Annotated in this window: 16 protein-coding genes; 9 read left to right on the forward strand and 7 right to left on the reverse strand. The window is 65.9% G+C overall.

Annotated elements, in window-relative coordinates:
* Positions 1 to 53: 53 nt before the first annotated feature.
* The gene (locus I6F31_RS16025) at positions 54 to 2,144 is read right to left on the reverse strand and encodes an adenylate/guanylate cyclase domain-containing protein (RefSeq protein ID WP_225185708.1); all 2,091 of its coding nucleotides are present in this window, start codon (positions 2,142 to 2,144) and stop codon (positions 54 to 56) included.
* Between the two features lie 306 nt (positions 2,145 to 2,450).
* Here I6F31_RS16025 and I6F31_RS16030 point away from each other — a divergent pair, with 306 nt between their 5' ends.
* Genes I6F31_RS16030 through I6F31_RS16045 form a run of 4 tightly spaced genes read left to right on the forward strand, consistent with a single transcriptional unit; the run spans position 2,451 to position 5,016 of the window.
* Positions 2,451 to 2,756, forward strand: a complete 306-nt coding sequence (locus tag I6F31_RS16030; RefSeq protein ID WP_036011683.1) for a DUF2282 domain-containing protein — start codon at positions 2,451 to 2,453, stop codon at positions 2,754 to 2,756.
* Between the two features lie 37 nt (positions 2,757 to 2,793).
* Entirely contained in the window at positions 2,794 to 3,708 is a 915-nt protein-coding gene (locus I6F31_RS16035) for a DUF692 domain-containing protein (protein ID WP_036011685.1), read from the forward strand.
* Positions 3,698 to 4,480, forward strand: a complete 783-nt coding sequence (locus I6F31_RS16040) for a DNA-binding domain-containing protein (protein WP_036011687.1) — start codon at positions 3,698 to 3,700, stop codon at positions 4,478 to 4,480. Before I6F31_RS16035 ends, I6F31_RS16040 begins: the two co-directional genes overlap by 11 nt.
* Complete coding sequence (locus I6F31_RS16045; protein ID WP_051057089.1) at positions 4,477 to 5,016, forward strand: DoxX family protein; 540 nt, start codon at positions 4,477 to 4,479, stop codon at positions 5,014 to 5,016. The genes I6F31_RS16040 and I6F31_RS16045 overlap by 4 nt, the downstream gene beginning before the upstream one ends.
* 51 nt (positions 5,017 to 5,067) lie before the next feature.
* Here I6F31_RS16045 and I6F31_RS16050 read toward each other — a convergent pair whose 3' ends face one another.
* From I6F31_RS16050 to I6F31_RS16060, 3 genes are read right to left on the reverse strand one after another with little or no spacing between them, the layout of a single operon-like run.
* Positions 5,068 to 5,913 carry an SDR family oxidoreductase gene (locus tag I6F31_RS16050; protein WP_036011702.1) on the reverse strand — a complete coding sequence of 282 codons (846 nt, stop codon included), beginning with the start codon at positions 5,911 to 5,913 and terminating at the stop codon, positions 5,068 to 5,070.
* A 1-nt stretch (position 5,914) separates the two neighbouring features.
* The gene (locus I6F31_RS16055) at positions 5,915 to 6,475 is read right to left on the reverse strand and encodes a carboxymuconolactone decarboxylase family protein (protein ID WP_036011690.1); all 561 of its coding nucleotides are present in this window, start codon (positions 6,473 to 6,475) and stop codon (positions 5,915 to 5,917) included.
* Positions 6,453 to 7,151 (reverse strand): TetR/AcrR family transcriptional regulator, encoded by a 699-nt coding sequence (locus I6F31_RS16060; RefSeq protein WP_036026741.1) that lies wholly within the window; start codon positions 7,149 to 7,151, stop codon positions 6,453 to 6,455. The genes I6F31_RS16055 and I6F31_RS16060 overlap by 23 nt, the downstream gene beginning before the upstream one ends.
* Before the next feature lie 99 nt (positions 7,152 to 7,250).
* Here I6F31_RS16060 and I6F31_RS16065 point away from each other — a divergent pair, with 99 nt between their 5' ends.
* The 3 genes from I6F31_RS16065 to I6F31_RS16075 all read left to right on the forward strand — a co-directional run bounded on the left by I6F31_RS16065 (position 7,251) and on the right by I6F31_RS16075 (position 9,722).
* Positions 7,251 to 8,255: a tripartite tricarboxylate transporter substrate binding protein gene (locus I6F31_RS16065; protein WP_051057094.1), complete on the forward strand. Its 1,005-nt coding sequence runs from the start codon at positions 7,251 to 7,253 to the stop codon at positions 8,253 to 8,255.
* 25 nt (positions 8,256 to 8,280) lie between these two features.
* On the forward strand, positions 8,281 to 8,820 hold the full coding sequence (locus I6F31_RS16070; RefSeq protein ID WP_036011717.1) for a VOC family protein: 540 nt from the start codon (positions 8,281 to 8,283) through the stop codon (positions 8,818 to 8,820).
* An 89-nt stretch (positions 8,821 to 8,909) separates the two neighbouring features.
* Positions 8,910 to 9,722 carry a class I SAM-dependent methyltransferase gene (locus tag I6F31_RS16075; protein WP_036011720.1) on the forward strand — a complete coding sequence of 271 codons (813 nt, stop codon included), beginning with the start codon at positions 8,910 to 8,912 and terminating at the stop codon, positions 9,720 to 9,722.
* Between the two features lie 29 nt (positions 9,723 to 9,751).
* On the opposite strand, the gene I6F31_RS16080 is transcribed toward I6F31_RS16075, so the two are convergent.
* Together I6F31_RS16080 and I6F31_RS16085 are read right to left on the reverse strand one after the other, a co-directional pair.
* On the reverse strand, positions 9,752 to 11,293 hold the full coding sequence (locus tag I6F31_RS16080; protein WP_036011723.1) for a L,D-transpeptidase: 1,542 nt from the start codon (positions 11,291 to 11,293) through the stop codon (positions 9,752 to 9,754).
* A 261-nt stretch (positions 11,294 to 11,554) separates the two neighbouring features.
* A complete protein-coding gene (locus I6F31_RS16085) occupies positions 11,555 to 12,991 on the reverse strand; it encodes an oligosaccharide flippase family protein (protein ID WP_225144687.1) in 1,437 nt (478 codons plus the stop codon).
* Between the two features lie 279 nt (positions 12,992 to 13,270).
* On the opposite strand from I6F31_RS16085, the gene I6F31_RS16090 reads away from it, so the two are divergent.
* Both I6F31_RS16090 and I6F31_RS16095 read left to right on the forward strand, forming a co-directional pair.
* Positions 13,271 to 14,359, forward strand: a complete 1,089-nt coding sequence (locus I6F31_RS16090) for a glycosyltransferase (RefSeq protein ID WP_036011738.1) — start codon at positions 13,271 to 13,273, stop codon at positions 14,357 to 14,359.
* Positions 14,356 to 15,423, forward strand: a complete 1,068-nt coding sequence (locus tag I6F31_RS16095) for an endo-1,4-beta-xylanase (RefSeq protein ID WP_036011740.1) — start codon at positions 14,356 to 14,358, stop codon at positions 15,421 to 15,423. The genes I6F31_RS16090 and I6F31_RS16095 overlap by 4 nt, the downstream gene beginning before the upstream one ends.
* A 104-nt stretch (positions 15,424 to 15,527) precedes the next feature.
* Here I6F31_RS16095 and I6F31_RS16100 read toward each other — a convergent pair whose 3' ends face one another.
* Entirely contained in the window at positions 15,528 to 16,475 is a 948-nt protein-coding gene (locus tag I6F31_RS16100; RefSeq protein ID WP_036026769.1) for a DUF6492 family protein, read from the reverse strand.
* Positions 16,476 to 16,520 lie beyond the last annotated feature (45 nt).

The following is a 16,520-nucleotide window of genomic DNA, read 5'->3' on the forward strand; positions in this document are numbered from 1 at the left end:
GCTCGTCCGGGAAAGTCGGAGTATGTACCAGAGTTTGTAGCCGGATGATGTCGCTATTTCGACGCCAATGCCGCCACAGGCCGCCAGCTGACGTCGGGCGCAGCTGCAGCGAGCCGACGGCAGCGGTCACGCATCAGCTCGGCCGGGCGATCGTCGCCGCGCCGCTTCAGCACCGCCTCGAAATCGGCGAGCGCATCGGCAAAGCGGCGGGCGCGATAGGCGGCGAGGCCGCGTTCGTAATCCGCGATCCAGCCGATGCTGCCGACCGCATTCTCGTTCACCATCCCGATCAGCTCGTGGACGGAGAGTCCCTCCTCGCGTCCGTAGACCGCGATGCTGTCGACCTCGCGCGTGACGACGGCGCCGCGCGCCAGACGTTCGGTTGCCGCGCCGATCAGGATCTGCGTGCCGTAGGATTTGTTGGCGCCTTCGAGCCGGCTCGCGACGTTCACGGCATCGCCGATCACGGTGTAGTTCAGCCGCAGCTCCGAGCCGATATTGCCGACCAGCATGCGGCCGGAATTGATGCCGATGCGGATCTGGAGCGGCTGACCGAGATCGTCGACGAGGCCCGACTCGTCGATCGCCCGGCGGCAGGCGAGCGCGGCGCGGCAGCATCGTGCGGCGTGATCGCCTTGCGGCTGCGGCGCGCCCCAGAACGCCATCACGGCATCGCCGATGAACTTGTCGATGGTCCCGCCATTGGCGACGATGATCTCCGAGGTGAGGTCGAGATAGCGCGACAGCAGCGGCACGACGCGGTCGCCGAGCCGCTCCGACAGGCCGGTGAAGCCGGCGATGTCGATGAACATCACGCTGAGCTCCTGGATGCTGCCGCCGGGCTTCGCCTCGACGCCCTGACGCAGCAGGCCGCGGACGAGGTCCGCCGGGATGAACTTGCGGAATGCGGACAGGCCGGCCGCCATCTCCGCGATCGCACCCGACAGGCTTGCGATCTCCTTGAGCCGCGACGGATGGCGACGGACCTGCTCCAGCGCGAAGGCTTCGACATGGCGCAGCTCGCCGACGACGCGCGACAGCGGCGCGGCGATGACGGACCGCGCCAGCATAGCCGAGGCCAGCGCCGCGAGCACGGCGCCGACGGTGAGGCCGAGGATAAGGCGATGCAATGTCGTCTCGACCGGCCCGAGAAATTCGGCCTCGGGGATCACGGTCGCGAGCGACCAGCCGGGAAACGGCAGCGGCGTCAGCGCAACCTCATAGGCCGCGCCGCCCGAGGTGAGCCGGCTTCGCCAGGCCTCCTTGCGGCCGGCCTCCCCCGCCTGGTCGAGCGCTGCGCGCGCCAGCGGCAGCAGCGCCGTGTCGCCACGCGCCGGATGGAGCTCGTCGGCGTCCTTGTCCGGCGCTGCGACGAGCTCGCCGCTGCCGTCGACGATGAAGGCGGTGCCGGTGCGTCCGACCTCCAGCTGCGAGAGGAAGCGCGCGAGCCTGGTATATTCGATGATGACGGCAAGCACGCCTTGCCGCTCCTGGTAGACGTCGATCGGGCCGGCGAAGGCGATCGACGGCCGCTCGCCGGTCGCGTGTCTCATGACCCTGAACCATTGCGGATCGTCCGCGCCGAGGCCGGCCTTGAACCAGGCCTGATCGGCGACGCGGAAATCGGTCGGCTCGAAGCGGCGGTTGGCAAATTCGATGTCGCCGGGCACCACGTCATATTCGTCGACCCGGCGTTCGCCCGGATGATCCGTCAACGAGATCTCCATCATCTCCAGGCGCCGATCGCCGAGCTTGTGCGCGGCGAAGAAGGAGCCGTCGGGCCAGCCGAACGCGACCCAGGAAATCGTCGCCTGCGACTGCAATTGCGAGAGGAAGACGAACTCGCGCTTGTCGGCCTCGCGGGTGTCGAGCACGTTCTGGAGGAACAGCGTGCGGATCGCGGTGTGCGCGGCCCGCGCCTCGTCGACGATGGCCGAGACCTCCTTGCGCACCGCCGCGACGATCTGCTCGTTGATGGTCGAGGCGAGCTGCCGGCTGGCCGCCTCCGCCGTGCGCCACCACAGCAGGCTGGAGAGCGCCGCGGTCAGCAGGATCGCGGCGAGGACCAGCGCGGACACGGCAAGGCGAATGCTCACCGTCATCCTTGCGATCGCATGAAGCCGTCGTTCCGGATCGACCCTCATCGCTGCCTTCGCCTGCGCTCGTTGTGAGCCACCGATCCTGCCTTTGCGGCCGCCGTCGGTCGTTCGTTACCTCTGGCAGGAGGGGGCACCGGCCGCCAATGCCCGTGGGCTAACGTGTCGATAGAAGCTCGGCATTGGCTTTACCCCGCCACTCGCCCGCTAATCCCGTCCAAGCGCACCGCTCGTGCGCCCGATCCAATCGGCCTCACGGTTTCGTGAGCAGCCCGCCGTAACGCGGGCGGCACGCGGAGCGAAGGAGACCATGCGCGCATCCCAGGCGATGCCACCTCGAACAGGAGAACCTCAATGTCTGCCAAACATACCGTCACCTCCCTCGTCCTCGCCGGTGCGGTGTCGACCGCCCTCGCGACCCTTGCCTCCGCGGGCCCCCTGAGCAAGGCCGAAGCCGACGCCGCCGTCGCCGCCAAGAAAGAGAAGTGCTTCGGCGTCGCACTGAAAGGCCAGAACGATTGCGCGGCGGGACCGGGCACCACCTGCCAGGGCACCTCGACCGTGGACTACCAGGGCAATGCCTGGAAATTCGTCAAGGGCGGCACCTGCACCAGCATCGAGCTGCCGGGCGGCAAGAAGGGTTCGCTGAAGCCGGTGTAACGGCCGGCGCAACGGCAGGCGCGAACGGAGCAGCACGATGAGCACAATCAGGCCGGCCCCGCCAGCAGCGCTGCCGCTCCGCTTCGCAACGCCGATCGGCGGCGTTGCCGGGACGAGCTTCAAGCCCGAGCACCTCCCGGCAATCCTCGAGGCAAAGGATCAGCGCGGCTTCTTCGAGGTCCACGCCGAGAACTACATGGGCGCCGGAGGGCCGCCGCATCGCGCGCTGGAGACGATCCGCCGCGACCATCCGCTCTCGCTGCACGGCGTCTGCATGTCGATCGGCGGACCCCGGCCGCTCGACAAGGCGCATCTGGCGCGCTTCCGCGGCCTGGTCGCGCGCTATCAGCCGGCGCTGGTCTCCGAGCATCTCGCCTGGTCGACGCACGAGACCAGCTTCTTCAACGATCTGTTGCCTCTGCCCTATACCGCGGCGACGCTCGCTTGCGTCTGCGATCACATCGATCAGGTGCAGGAGGCGATCCGGCGACCGCTGCTGTTGGAAAACCCGTCGACCTATCTCGCCTTCCGCGAATCCTCCATGCACGAGGCCGAATTCATCCGCGCCGTTGCGGAGCGCACCGGCTGCGGCCTGCTGCTCGACCTCAACAACGTGTTCGTCTCCGCGGCCAACCATGGATATTCTGCGCTCGACTACCTCGCTGATTTCCCGCTGTCGCGCGTTGCGGAAATTCATCTCGCCGGGCATGCCGAGCAGGCCGACGACGAAGGTGACCTGCTGTTGATCGACAGCCACGATGGGCCGGTGGCCGACGCCGTCTGGAAGCTCTACGAGATCGTGATCCGCCGCCGCGGGCCGGTGCCGACGCTGATCGAATGGGACAGCAAGATTCCGGACTGGCCGGTGCTGCAAGCGGAAGCCGCGGCCGCCCAGGCGATCCTCGACCGTCATCTGTCCGCCGTGCCGGCAGGAGAGCGTCATGCCGCCTGAACCCGGCCTGTGCTTTGCTGCATCGTTCGCGCCGGCGCTGCTGGATCCGGCGCGCAGCACGCCTGAGCTCGTGACCGGCCCGAACGGCAAGGCCGCTGGCCGGCGCTACGACGTCTACCGCAACAACGTCACGGTCAGCCTGATCGAAGCGCTCGCCGCGATCTATCCGGCGGTGCAGCGCATCACAGGCACCGATTTCTTCCGCGCCATGGCGCGCTTGCATGTGCGCAGCAATCCGCCGACATCGCCGCTGCTGTTCGAATACGGCCGCGACTTTCCGGACTTCATCGAAGCCTACGAGCATGCGCAAGATCTGCCCTGGCTCGGCGACGTCGCGCGTCTCGAGCGGGCCTGGCTCGACGCCTATCACGCCGCCGACGCCATCCCGCTGTCGCCGGCCCGGCTCTCGGCGGTGACGCCCGACCGCCTGGCTGATCTGGTTTTCATTCCGCACCCGGCCGCGCGGTGCCTGCGTTCGAATTACGCTGCCGTGACGATCTTTGCGGCCAACCGCGACGACGCACCGATTATGCGGATCGATGCCTCGACGCCGGAGGATGCCCTGATCACGCGCGGCGAATTCGACGTCGCCGTGCGCCGCCTTCCACCCGGCGGCGCGGTCTTCGCGCACCATCTCATGTTGGGCCGGCCGCTCGGCGAAGCCGCGGCGGCGGCGCTGGAGGCGGCAAGCGAATTCGACATCGCCGCGAACATTGCCGGGCTGATCGAAGCCGGCGCCTTCACCTCGCTCTGTTGCGGAGACCCATCATGATCACGGAGCAGCCCATGACGTCCGCCAGCGGCCTGGCGTCGCCCGGAGCACTCGTCGACAGAGCCAATCATCTGATGCAGGCGCTCGCGATGCCATCGCTGGTCCAGCTGGTGCTGCGCCTCGCGCTGGCCGTGCCGTTCTGGCGCTCGGGCCTGCTCAAATGGAGCGGCTTCCTCGAGCTCAACGACACCGCGGTGACGCTGTTCAGCGACGAATTCATGCTGCATCTGCCCGGCGGGCCCTATCACTTTCCGGCCCCGACGGTGATGGCCTTTCTCTCGGGCTCCGGCGAGATCATGTTCCCGATCCTGCTGGTGCTGGGACTGGGCACGCGGTTCGCCGCGCTCGGGCTGCTGTTCATGACCGTGATCGTCGAGCTCACGGTGCCCGACGGCTGGCCGATTCACCTCACTTGGGCGGCGATGGCGCTTGCCCTCATGGCTTACGGGCCGGGGCACATCTCGCTCGATCGTCTGATCTGTCGCATCCGTAGCCCGGATGGAGCGCAGCGCAATCCGGGGCAGGTTGCGCGGTGAGGCATCGGTCCCGGATTACGCTTGCGCTCCATCCGGGCTACAGAAGAGCACTTACATCCCGCTCAGGCCGCTATCGACTGCGAGGGTCTGTGCGGTGACGTAGACGCTTTCGTCCGAGAGGAAGAACAGCACGGCATAGGCAATCTCCCAGGCTGTCGCCTGGCGGCCGAACGGGATGTGGCTCTTGCCGCGGGAGGGACGGCCGGCGCCGGCTTCGCGGCCGTTGGGGGTGTCGACGAGTCCGGGATAGACGAGATTGGCGCGGATGCCGCGGCGGGCTCCGAGATGGGCGATGTTGCGCATCAGGCCGCCGAGCGCGGCTTTCGAGGAATCGTACACCGCCATCTGCGAACCCGCCTTCAGCGCGGCGATGGAGGAGATGAAGACGATGGCGCCGCCATCATCGAACCTCGGCATCGCGGCGCGGCAGCACAGCATGGGGCCGCGGACATTGACGTCGTAGATCTTGTTCCACTCCTCGGGGCTGACGGCATCGAGCCCGACCTTGCCGAATGTGCCGACGTTCAGCACCATGCCGTCGAGCCCGCCCATGGCGCGGCGCGCTTCGTCGATCATGCGGACGACGTCGGCCTCCGAGGTGACGTCGGCCGCGATGGCAAAGCCGTCGCCGCCTTCATCCGTGATGCGCTTCACCGTCTGTTCGGCGGAGCTGCGGTTGAGATCGGCGACCGCGACCTTGGCGCCCTCGCGGGCGCACAGGATGCTCATGGCACGGCCGTTGCCGATTGGATCGCTCGCTGCGTCGAACACGCGTTGGCCGCCGCCGACGATCAGGATGCGGCGCCCTTTGAGGCGCCCCCTGCCCGGCGCTTCTCCGGATGATTCCGCGCTCGGCGGACGAATGTAACGCTCCGGCTTGCTCTCGGTGTCCGCCATCTCAGCCGCCTGGCTTCTTGCCGCCGTCATAGACCTTCATGCCAGCGGCGGGATCGAGATCGGTTTCCGTTGCTTCGGTCAGGCGCGCCATCATCATGTAAAAGCCGAGCGCGACGATGGCTTCGACGATTTCCTGGTCGCTGAAATGTTTTCGCACGGCCGCGAAGATGGTCTCGGGGACACGGACGTTCTCGACCACTTCGCGGCCGAACTTCAGCAGCGCGCGCTCGGCCTCGCTCAGGCCGGCGGCGTCGTAGTCACTACGCTCGACGGCGTCGATCTGGTCCTGCGTGCAGCCGACGCCGAGCGCGATCGGCACGTGCTGGCGCCACTCGTAGGCGCCGCCTTCGAGCTGGGCGGACTGGAGGATCAGAAGCTCGCGGTTGACCGCGCTGAGCTTCTGCTTGTGCAGGATGGAATTGCCGAGCCGCATCGCCGGAATCATGTTGGCCTCGGCATGGGCCATCATGCGGAAGATGTTGAGCTTGACCGGCATGCGGTCGAACGAGGCGCGAATGTCGCCGCTCGTCGTCTCCGGATCAATCAGGGGCAGCCTTGCCACGCATTTCTCCCTTGGGCTTTCGTTTCTTGTTGTCGGCGTCTTGACCTGCCGCGATCAGCGACAGGAAGAAGGCGAGATAGCGGTCGATCGCCTCGATCACCTTCGGGCGCGGCGACGGCACCGCGCCCATCACGTAATGCTCGAGGCGGATGTAGATCAGACCGGCGGCGAACAGCCGCGCGGTCTCGCGCGGATCAGTGGTCGAGATCAGGCCGGCGAGCGCGAAGCCGCGGAAATAATCCGTCATCAGGCTCTGCTCGCGCGCGTAGAAATGATCGGCGAATTTGGCGCGAATGCCTGGCACGCGGTTGCGCTCGGCGGTGATGACCTTCTGGAACTGGTGCTCGCGCGGATCGGACCATTGCTCGACGAGGTCGAGCGCGAACTGCCGGCAGAACTCCGCCGGCTGCCGCGCCAGCTGCTTGTAGCGCGGCTCCTCCAGCCGGCTCGCCGAGCTGGCCGGGCCATGCTCGCTGACGATCGCCTCGAGGATCGCCGCCTTGCCGGGGAAATGGTTGTAGAGGCTGCTCTCGCGGATGCCGACGCGGCGCGCGAGCTCGCGCATCGAGGCGCCGCCATAACCGCTCTGCGCGAACAAATTGAGCGCTTCGGCGAGGATGCGCTCGCGCGTCGTGGGCGCAGCCGCTTCAGCCGCGCTGGAGGTGTCGACAGCCATGCTGCTTGACTAACGAACGCTCGTTCGCTAGTCAACCGTACGAACGATCGTTCGTTTCAACTCCGCTCGATAAGCGGAGAGCAATTGGGGAAGAATGCCATGGCAAGCCACGCTCGCCTTTTGCCCGCGCAAACCATCGCAGCGCTTCGCATCGTCGCATCATTGCTGCTGATCCTGTCTGCGGCGGCGTCGGCCCGTGCCGAGGATGCTGCCGCCTACCCCACCCGCAAGATCAGGATGCTGCTGCCTTACGCGGCCGGCGGCGGCGGCGACGTAGTCGGCCGGCTGCTTGCGGAGAGGATGGGCAAGACGCTCGGACAGAGCATCTATATCGAGAACCACACCGGCGCCGCCGGCACGATCGGCACGCAGATGGTCGCGACTTCCGCGAATGACGGCTACACCATCACCGTCGGCGGCATGACCACGCATGTGCTGGCGCCCGCGATCTATCCAAAGCTGCCCTACGATCCGATCAAGGATTTCACGACGATCGGGCGCGTCGGCGTCTCCTCCATCATGCTGGTGGCGACCAAGGACTTTGCCGCCAATGACATCAAGGGTCTGGTCGCGCTGGCCAAGAAGGGCGAGCCGATCCAGTACGGCAGCTGGGGCGTCGGCTCGACCGGGCAATTCTGCGCGGAAATCCTGATGCAGCAGACCGGCATCAAGATGGACCACGTGCCGTTCAACGGCATCGCAAAGCTGGCCGGCGATTTGCTCGGCCGCCACATTTCCCTGGCGACGCTCGACGTCGCCACCGCAACGCCGCTGGTGAAGGAGGGCTCGATCAAGGCGCTGGCGGCCTGCGGCGAGCGGTCGCCGAGCCTGCCCGAAATCGCCAGCTACAAGGAGCAGGGCGTCGCGTTCGACCGCAGCCTGTCATGGGCGATGTATGCGCCCGCCGGCGTGGCTCCGCCGATCGCGCAGAAGCTGTCGGCGGCCCTGAAGGAGACCCTTGGCGATGAGGTGGTGAAGCAGAAGCTGCTGACGCTCGGCATCACCCCGCAATTCGTGCCAGGCGAGGAGCAACGCGACATCAACGCGCGCGACATCACGGCCTGGAAGCAGGTTGCCAAGGACGCGGGCATCGAGGTCAAGTGAGCAAGCTGACGACAGGAGCGCGGACATGAGCCGCATCTTCGGCGCGGTGCGCCAGAACGGATATGTGGTGCGGGACATCCACGCCGCGATGAAGCACTGGATCGAGGTGATGGGCGTCGGCCCCTGGTACTACATGGACCGGGTCAAGACCGACTGGTTCCGGCATCGCGGCCGGGATTCGGCCGTCGAGATGAGCATTGCGCTGGCGAATTCCGGCGATCTCCAGATCGAGCTGATCCAGCAGCGCAACGACGCGCCCTCGCTCTACAGGGAATTCCTCGATGCTGGGCACGAAGGGCTCCAGCACATGTCGTATTGGAGCCACGACTATCAGGCGCTCTACGACAAGGCGCTCGGGCTCGGCTATCGGATCGGCCATGAGGGCCAGATCGGCGGCAACAAGGGACGCTTTGCCTATTTCGACACGCAGGCGCATCCGGGCACGGTGATCGAAATCTCCGACATCAGCGGCACCAAGGGCCCGTTCTTCGAGAAGGTGCGGCAGGCCGCGATGAGCTGGGACGGCACGCGGCCGATCCGCGAGATCGGCGGCGGGAGATCGTAGAACCGATTGCCCGCAATGTACGCCGTTGCTGGCTCTTGCGGGAAACCATGGTAACGTGGCCTCGTGTCCGAACCTTCAGCGAGGCTAGCATGCCCGACACTGACAAGGTTTTCGCCGGCTCGATTCCGAAAATCTACGACGAGTATCTGGTCCCGATGATCTTCGCCGTCTATGCGGAGGACATCGCAAGGCGCGTTGCCGCACGCTCTCCCGCTGTATTGCTCGAGATCGCAGCGGGCACCGGTGCGGTGACGCGTGCCGTGGCGGCGGCGCTGCCGCGCGGCGTTCGATACGTTGCAACGGACCTCAACGAACCGATGCTCGCGGTCGCAGCGCAGCGCCAGGCGAATGACGATCGCATCACCTGGCGCCAGGCGGACGCAATGGCCCTGCCCTTGGGCGACGCCGAGTTCGACGTGGTCTGCTGCCAGTTCGGCGCGATGTTCTTTCCGGACCGCATCAAGGCCTATGGCGAGGTCAGGCGCGTCCTGAAGCCGGACGGCACGTTCGTGTTCAACGTTTGGGATCGCATCGAGGAGAATGCGCTCACGCATGAAGCAACGGTCGCGCTCGAGAAGCTGTTTCCCAATGATCCGCCGCGTTTCATGGTCCGGACGCCGCACGGCTATCACGACAAGGCCGTCATCAGGAGCGATCTCGAACGAGCTGGCTTCCGCGACATCTCGATCGAAACCCGATCCGAAATCAGCCGCGCGCCTTTAGCCGAAGATGTCGCCATTGCGCTCTGCCAGGGCACGCCGCTGCGCAGCGAGATCGAGGCACGGGATGCCGGCAAGCTTCAGGCTGCGACCGATACGGTTGCGGAGGCAATCCGGGCCCGCCGTGGATCCGGTCCGGTGGAGGGCAAGATCCAGGCGATCGTGATCGAGGCCCGCCCGTAGCAGGGGCGTTGGCCGAGGCGGCGCGTCCTTTACCAGAAGCCGCGCTGGAACGGCTGCGCCGGCTGATAGTACTGGTACTGGCTGCGCCGGCGCGGGTTGGCCGGCTGGACGTAGGGATCGCGGTAGAAGAAGCCGAAGCCGTTGTCCCAGCCGTCATCGCTGGCGATCATGGCAGGCGCGGTCGGCTTGCGCGTGATGAAGCCGCCTTGCGGCTCGTTGCTCAGCACCGCGACGAACTCGGTGCGGTAGTTGGTCTCGCTGCTCAGCGGCTCGTCCGAGACGACGATCGAGGAGCGCGGCAACGCGGTCGGCCCGATGCGGTCCCATACGTCCTGCGGGATGGTGATGCGGTCGAGTGCGTTGCGGGCCTCATCGCCGTTCTCGATCGTGACAACGCCCCAGCGCAGGCCCGTCCCGGTCTTCGCCATCGCCGTAAAGATATGCGTGCCGATCGGCTGCTCGGGATTGCGGATCGTGACGGGGACCTCGATGCTGGTGTCGAACACCTCGCCGCCGCCGTCGGGCGCCGGCTTGTGCGTGTTCCGACGCACATAGAGCTTCTGCGTCGCCCGGCTGATGTAGACCGAGACCGGCTCGCCCGCGAGCTTCGCGTCGGTCGCCGCCTTCACGGCCTCGGTCTTTCTGGCCGCAGCGGTCTTCGCGGCTTCCTTGGTCGCAGCCACCGCATCGCGCTTCGGCTGCGCGGCGGCCCTGGCGGCCTCGAGCTGCGTCGCCGCGTCGGCAGCCTTGGTTGCTGCCTTCTGCTTCAGCTCCTCGGCCTTGGCGCGGGCCTGATCCGTCTTGGCATTTGCGAGCATTTTGTCGGCGAAGGCGAGCTCGGCATCGGCGCGGGTCTTCTGCTGTTCCAGCTTGCGCAACGCGGCCGGGAGCGAGGCGGCTTCCTTCGCGGCGGCGGACGCAGCCTTCTTGGCCTCGTCGGCCGCCCTTGTGGCCTCCTCCGCCTCGGCGGAGAGCTTGTCGGCCCGGCCGGGCACGGCCGCGATGGCCTCCGGCTTTGGCACGAACAGCGACGGATGAGAGAATTCCGTCGGGACCGTGTCATGCGGCGAGACGATCACGCGCATCCCGATATAGGTCTTGTCGAACACATTCTCGGCGAAGCCGAACGGCATTCGCACGCAGCCGTGCGAGGCGGCATAGCCGGGCAGCGGTCCGCCATGCAGGGCGATGCCGTTCCAGGTAATGCGCTGCATGTGCGGCATCCAGGCATCGTCATAAAGGCTCGAGCGATGCTCCCGGTTCTTCTCGATAATGGCAAAGACGCCAGCCGGCGTCTCGCGTCCGGTGGTGCCGGTCGATACCGGCGCGCGCACGATCCAGCCGTCGGCATCGTAGAAAGTGACCTGCTGGCTCTTGATCGACACGATCGCCATGACCGGATCGCCGGCCACCCGCGGCGCGACTGCCTCGGCCACCTGGCGCTGCTGCTTGGCCGCAATCGCCGGGGTGGCCGCCGCAAGGGTCGCCGCCGCCACGAGCGCCATGATTCCGGCAGGCCCCCGGCGCCCCACCGCCCTGATGGATTGCGCCGTCGTCGATCGGTTTTTCATGCCATCCTCGGTCGAGCTGCCAGTCGGCTGGTGTCGCTCACGTGTCAGATTGGAATCATTGGATTAAGAAATCGCAGCCGCCTTACGTTCCCTCTGTGGCGGGATTCGGTACGTTCGGGCGACAAATCTCTCATATACGAGGGTTGGCGAAGGCGGAAGGCGGCCTTCAGCCGGGGGCGGTCCGGAGCTGCCTCGATCGCTGCGGCAGAATGTCCGGATCACCTTTTGGTGCAACCGTACGAACGCGCGGATAGTCCCTCGCTAGACGCCGAGAGCCTTGCGGTTCAACGTTCGCAGGAAACGCAGCGACAACGTTCGCACGTTCGCAACATTCAGCAGCCACGCCGCGGCGGCATAGGCAAGGCCGCCGGCGAGGCTGACGATGACGAGCGGCACGAGGCCGGTGCCGCCCACTTGCGACCGCGCAATCAGGATCGCGGCGGCCATCGCGGCCGCGGAGGCAGCGACGCCGGCGAGGCGATTGAGCTCGAACGGAACCGGATGGGCCCGATGCATCAGGACGAGTGCGACGAGGAAGCCGATCGCCTCGGTCGCCAAGGTCGCCAGCGCCGCGCCGTAAAGGCCGTAGCCGCCGATCAGCGCGAACATCAGGATCACGCTGATCACCAGCGTGAGGAAAGATTGCGTCGCCAGCATGAACGGCCGCTCGGCGAGCTGGAAGCTGATCTGCACGTAGAACTGATTGGCGATGCCGAAGAAGCGCGCAAGCACCAGCGTCGGCAACAGGGCCGAGACGCCGGCGCGGAAGTCGATCCCGACGAGCGTTCCGGCCACCTGGTCCGCCGCAAGCGCAAGCCAGACCGCAACGGGCGCCACCACGACGAGCAGCAGCTCGAGGCTTTCGGTCAGCCGCTCCCGCGTCGTCTCGCCGTTGTTCTCGGACAATGACCGGAACACCAGCGGCACGGTCGCCGCGGCGACGCTGGATGCGATCATCACCATGAACTGGCGCGGCAGATCGGCGGCAACGCCGAAGATGCCGGCAGCATCCTTGCCGAGCAGATAAGCGACAATGAGGCGGTCGCAGGCCGAATAGACGGCCACGGACAATCCCGCCAGCGTCAGCGGCAGGCCGTAGCGCGCCAGCTGCATGAACTGGCTGCGCTGGAATCGCGCGATCCCGGTGCGGTCGCCGACGAGGTTCAGGATGATGCCGGCGAGCGACCCCAGGCCGAATGCGGCGAGCAGCCCCAATCCACCCCAGCCGAGCCAGATTCCGAGAAGTCCGAAGCCGACGGTGGAGACGCTGCGCACGATCGAGATCGCCGCGAAGCGGTAGGGGCGCAATTTGGCGCGCTCGAACTCCTGGCCGACATCGACGGCATTGGCCATGATCGCGACGAACATGCTGGCGAGCAGCAGCTCGACGCTGAGATCGCTGCGGACCAGGACAACCAGCGGAGTGGTGGCGCAGAGCACCGCGGCCGTGAGCGCGAAGGCGACGATTGCCGTGCCACGAAAATCGACCTCCGCCGACATCGCCTGATAGCGCGACACCGACAGCTTGATCCAGGCGAAGAAGATCGCGCCCAGAATCCCGGCAAGGCTGATGCCGACGACATAGACGCCGTACTCCGCCGGGCTGAGGAGCCGCGTATAGGCCGTGACGGCGAAGAAGCCCACCGCCGCAGGCAGGATGTAGGCGACGAGATAGATCGAGAAATGGCGGTTCAGCATGCGAGCACGGGACCGTGGGCGGCCATCAGGATTAACGGATCGTTAAGACGATTGGGTGCGACAATCGGGGCTCGCCGCTGGCATTGCCAAGGATAGGTCAAGGACAAGTCAAGGATAGCCGGATAACCCTGCAAATCGGATCGCTAATGGAGCGAGCACGCGGTTATCGCGCGTTAGCGTTAAATTTGCCCTGTCCTTGAAGGAGCGGGCGCGATCACAGAAAAGAAGCAATGATAGCGAAACGTCGCCCGACTCCTCCGACGCACTGATGTAACTGATATGGACGTTGTCGAACGAACACGGGCGAGATCGACTTCCCTCCCGCGTCGAACCGCCACTGCTCCCGCGGCTCCGGCGTATCCCGGCGCGAAGGGCCGCGACAGGATGGTCCTCAACCTCTTCTTCGAGGAACGAGACGACCGCTGGTTTCCCGGCGACCGTCACCTTCGGCCGCTGCTGCGCCGGTTGCTGCTGGGCAAGTCCTTCATCAGCGGACAGCGGCGCGTTCTGCTCAATCTGTGCGCAGGTCTCGATCGGCTTGGCATTCGCTACCGCGTCAACGATTATCGCTACATTCGGAAGCATCCGGAGGAACTGGCCTGCATCATCGGCCGGCCGTTCGTGCTCGACTGGTTCAAGTGGAAGAATCCACTGCTGCTTGGCGTCGCCATGTATGACCATCCAATCGACGCACCAGAAACTCTAGAGGATCTCGACGTGAGGCAGGTGCTGTTGCCGTGCGCCTGGTATGCCGACATGTTCCGTCCGCACTGGCCCCATGTCGGTGCCTGGCCCGTCGGCATCGAGACGGATCTCTGGGTCCCGGCGCCGGCCGCGCAGAAGAAGATCGACGTGCTGCTCTACGACAAGGTCCGCTGGGATTACGACCGGTATCAACCGGAGCTGATCGAGCCGATCCGAAAGTTTCTCGAAGCCAGCGGACGCACGGTCGAAACGATCCGCTACGGGCACTACAAGGAAGAGGATTACAAGACCGCGCTTGCGCGCTGCCGCAGCATGATCTTCCTCTGCGAGCACGAGAGCCAGGGCATCGCCTGCCAGCAAGCACTGTCGAGCGGCGTGCCCGTCTTCGCCTGGGATCGCGGCGGACCCTGGCAGGATCCGAAATATTTCCCGGACAAGGTGCGATACGAGGGCAACGTGTCCTCGGTGCCCTATTTCGACGCGCGCTGCGGCATGACCTTCACTGATGCGGGCAGCTTCGCGGCGGGCTGGGGCCGTTTCTGGTCGCAGGTCGACGCAGGAGGCTTCGCGCCGCGCGATTATGTGCTGGACCACCTGACGCTCGAGAAGGGCGCGCTTCACTATTACGAAATCGCGGAAGCCGCGATGCAGCGGCACGCGTGACCGGGCTCGACCGACGCGAATTCCTGCTCGGCAGTGTCGCAACGCTCGCGGCGGGCGCATCGGCGTCCGCGGTGCCGGCCTCGAAACGCGTCCAACGCCGCCCGGGCTACGGCGCAGCCGCCACGCTCTGGGACCTGCAAGCCGATCCGCGGCTCGGCGAGGCCATCAGCACCTATTGCACGCAGGTGGTGCCGGTGCTCGAGCTGAAATGGCCGATGCTGCGGCCGGACGCCCATACGTTCACCTTCGAGCGCGCCGACGCCATCCTGGATTTCGCGCGCGACAACGATCTGACCATGCGCGGCCACGCACTCGCCTGGTATCACGACATTCCGGACTGGACCAAGCAGATCAAGGGCAGCAAGGGCGTCGAACGCGCCTATCTCGACCACATCGGCACCGTCGTTTCCTACTACAAGGATAAGCTGACGTCGTGGGACGTCGTCAACGAGCCGATCCCGGACAATCCGCGCAGCCCGAAGGACCGGCGCGACACCTTCTGGACGCAACATCTCGGCGATCGCTGGATTCCGCTGGCGTTCCGCACGGCGGCGGCGGCCGACCCCTTCGTCAAGCTCGCGATCAACGAATATGACATCGAATCGGCGAAAGATTCCTTCATCGCCAAGCGGGCCGCCTATCGCACCCTCATCATGGACTTGCTCGATCAGGGCGTTCCGCTCCACGCCGTCGGGCTGCAGGCGCATCTTCACGCCGAGCTTGAGATCGACACGCACGGGCTCGCCGAATTCGTCACCGAGCTGCGTTCCTGGGGGCTCGAGGTTCTCATCACCGAGCTCGACGTCGACGACCAGAAGCTGGCGGGAAGTCCTGCGGAGCGCGACGCCGTCGTCGCCAAGCGCGTCGACGACCTGCTGACGGCCGTTGCCGCGAGCGGCCCGGTGCGGTCGATCCTGACCTGGGGCATCTCGGACCGTTACAGCTGGATCAACGGCACCTTTGCCCGCAAGGACAAGCAGCCGAACCGCCCCCTGCCGCTCGACGGCGAGTTCAAGCCGAAGCCGTTCATGGACGTCATCAGCAAGTTCACGAAGGACGGCTAAAGCGCGATGCGATTAGGATGAATCGTCATCGCGCTTTAGATTATTGTTCGAGCATGATCTTTTCGGAAAACCGCTATGCACTTTTCCGGATCATGCTTTAGAAATCAGCGTGTCTTCGGCGTTTCGAACGCGGCCACATCGCCGATATGATCGGGGGCCAGGCTCGGCGCGCGCCGCTCGCGCGAGGACAGGCGGAACACGTCGCGGATGTCGGCGATCGACGTCGACGAATAGGACTGAATGCAAAGCGCGACCTGCTCGGGCGAGGCCGTGCGCATCATCGCTTCGATGGCCGGGCGGTCGAGCGGCGTGTCGTCCCAGTGCGAGACCGCGATGCTGTCTTCGGTGAGCCGATGTCGCGCCAGGTGTTCCGGCGCATTGGCGACGAAGTTTCCGTAAAGCAGATACTCCGAAAACTTCTTCTTCCGGCACAGCGCCAGCGCCCAGCTCAGGCCGGTCGCCGACTTGATCGCGTCCGTCATCGCACGCGCCGTGTCCCTGTCCCAGACCAGCGCGTTGCCGACATAATCGTCCGCCGGGAACGCGCGCTCCTTGATGCCGAGAAGCTGGTCGACGGTGCGCAGCCACAGGCCGTGCAACGGGTGGTCGGCGGCGATCGCTTTGCGCGTGACGAACAGCGGCGTCGTCTCAGCGCCGGCATATCGGCTGACGTCGAACTCGCGGAAGAACAGATTGTCCGAATCCAGGATGCAGACGCGCTGCTCGGGCGCGTTGAGGACGCCGGCGATCTTCAGGATCTGCTGGATGTGCCAGCCGTGCACCGGCGAGGACAGCAGCGACAGCCAGACGCGCCGGCTGCCGAACTGGAGCGCCGGCGGCAGCGCGAACAGCCACTTCGGCAGATAGCGCGAGGCCGGAACGATCACCCGCTTGTCGGACGCGAAGCGCGCGAACAGCGGCACGTCCTCATCGTTAACGAGCACATAATGGCGCGTGTATCCCGACAGCCAGGTGTCGATGCTCTCGCTAAGCAGCGAAAAGCGTTCGATATCCTTGGCGTAGCTGGCAGTCAGCAGGGCAACGGAATGCATGGAGCACGCTCAAATGGCCATCAGACCCGCACTGATAGCGGCAAT

The organism is Bradyrhizobium sp. NBAIM01, assembly GCF_020194115.1.
Lineage (GTDB): Bacteria > Pseudomonadota > Alphaproteobacteria > Rhizobiales > Xanthobacteraceae > Bradyrhizobium > Bradyrhizobium yuanmingense.

Excerpts from the sequence above, each read along its gene's own strand:
- I6F31_RS16045 (WP_051057089.1), top strand. The coding sequence starts at position 4,477 with ATGATCACGGAGCAGCCCATGACGTCCGCCAGCGGCCTGGCGTCGCCC.
- I6F31_RS16030 (WP_036011683.1), top strand. The coding sequence starts at position 2,451 with ATGTCTGCCAAACATACCGTCACCTCCCTCGTCCTCGCCGGTGCGGTG.
- I6F31_RS16040 (WP_036011687.1), top strand. The coding sequence starts at position 3,698 with ATGCCGCCTGAACCCGGCCTGTGCTTTGCTGCATCGTTCGCGCCGGCG.
- I6F31_RS16075 (WP_036011720.1), top strand. The coding sequence starts at position 8,910 with ATGCCCGACACTGACAAGGTTTTCGCCGGCTCGATTCCGAAAATCTAC.
- I6F31_RS16050 (WP_036011702.1), bottom strand. The coding sequence starts at position 5,913 with ATGGCGGACACCGAGAGCAAGCCGGAGCGTTACATTCGTCCGCCGAGC.
- I6F31_RS16090 (WP_036011738.1), top strand. The coding sequence starts at position 13,271 with ATGGACGTTGTCGAACGAACACGGGCGAGATCGACTTCCCTCCCGCGT.
- I6F31_RS16100 (WP_036026769.1), bottom strand. The coding sequence starts at position 16,475 with ATGCATTCCGTTGCCCTGCTGACTGCCAGCTACGCCAAGGATATCGAA.
- I6F31_RS16070 (WP_036011717.1), top strand. The coding sequence starts at position 8,281 with ATGAGCCGCATCTTCGGCGCGGTGCGCCAGAACGGATATGTGGTGCGG.
- I6F31_RS16035 (WP_036011685.1), top strand. The coding sequence starts at position 2,794 with ATGAGCACAATCAGGCCGGCCCCGCCAGCAGCGCTGCCGCTCCGCTTC.
- I6F31_RS16065 (WP_051057094.1), top strand. The coding sequence starts at position 7,251 with ATGGCAAGCCACGCTCGCCTTTTGCCCGCGCAAACCATCGCAGCGCTT.
- I6F31_RS16025 (WP_225185708.1), bottom strand. The coding sequence starts at position 2,144 with ATGAGGGTCGATCCGGAACGACGGCTTCATGCGATCGCAAGGATGACG.
- I6F31_RS16060 (WP_036026741.1), bottom strand. The coding sequence starts at position 7,151 with ATGGCTGTCGACACCTCCAGCGCGGCTGAAGCGGCTGCGCCCACGACG.
- I6F31_RS16085 (WP_225144687.1), bottom strand. The coding sequence starts at position 12,991 with ATGCTGAACCGCCATTTCTCGATCTATCTCGTCGCCTACATCCTGCCT.
- I6F31_RS16080 (WP_036011723.1), bottom strand. The coding sequence starts at position 11,293 with ATGAAAAACCGATCGACGACGGCGCAATCCATCAGGGCGGTGGGGCGC.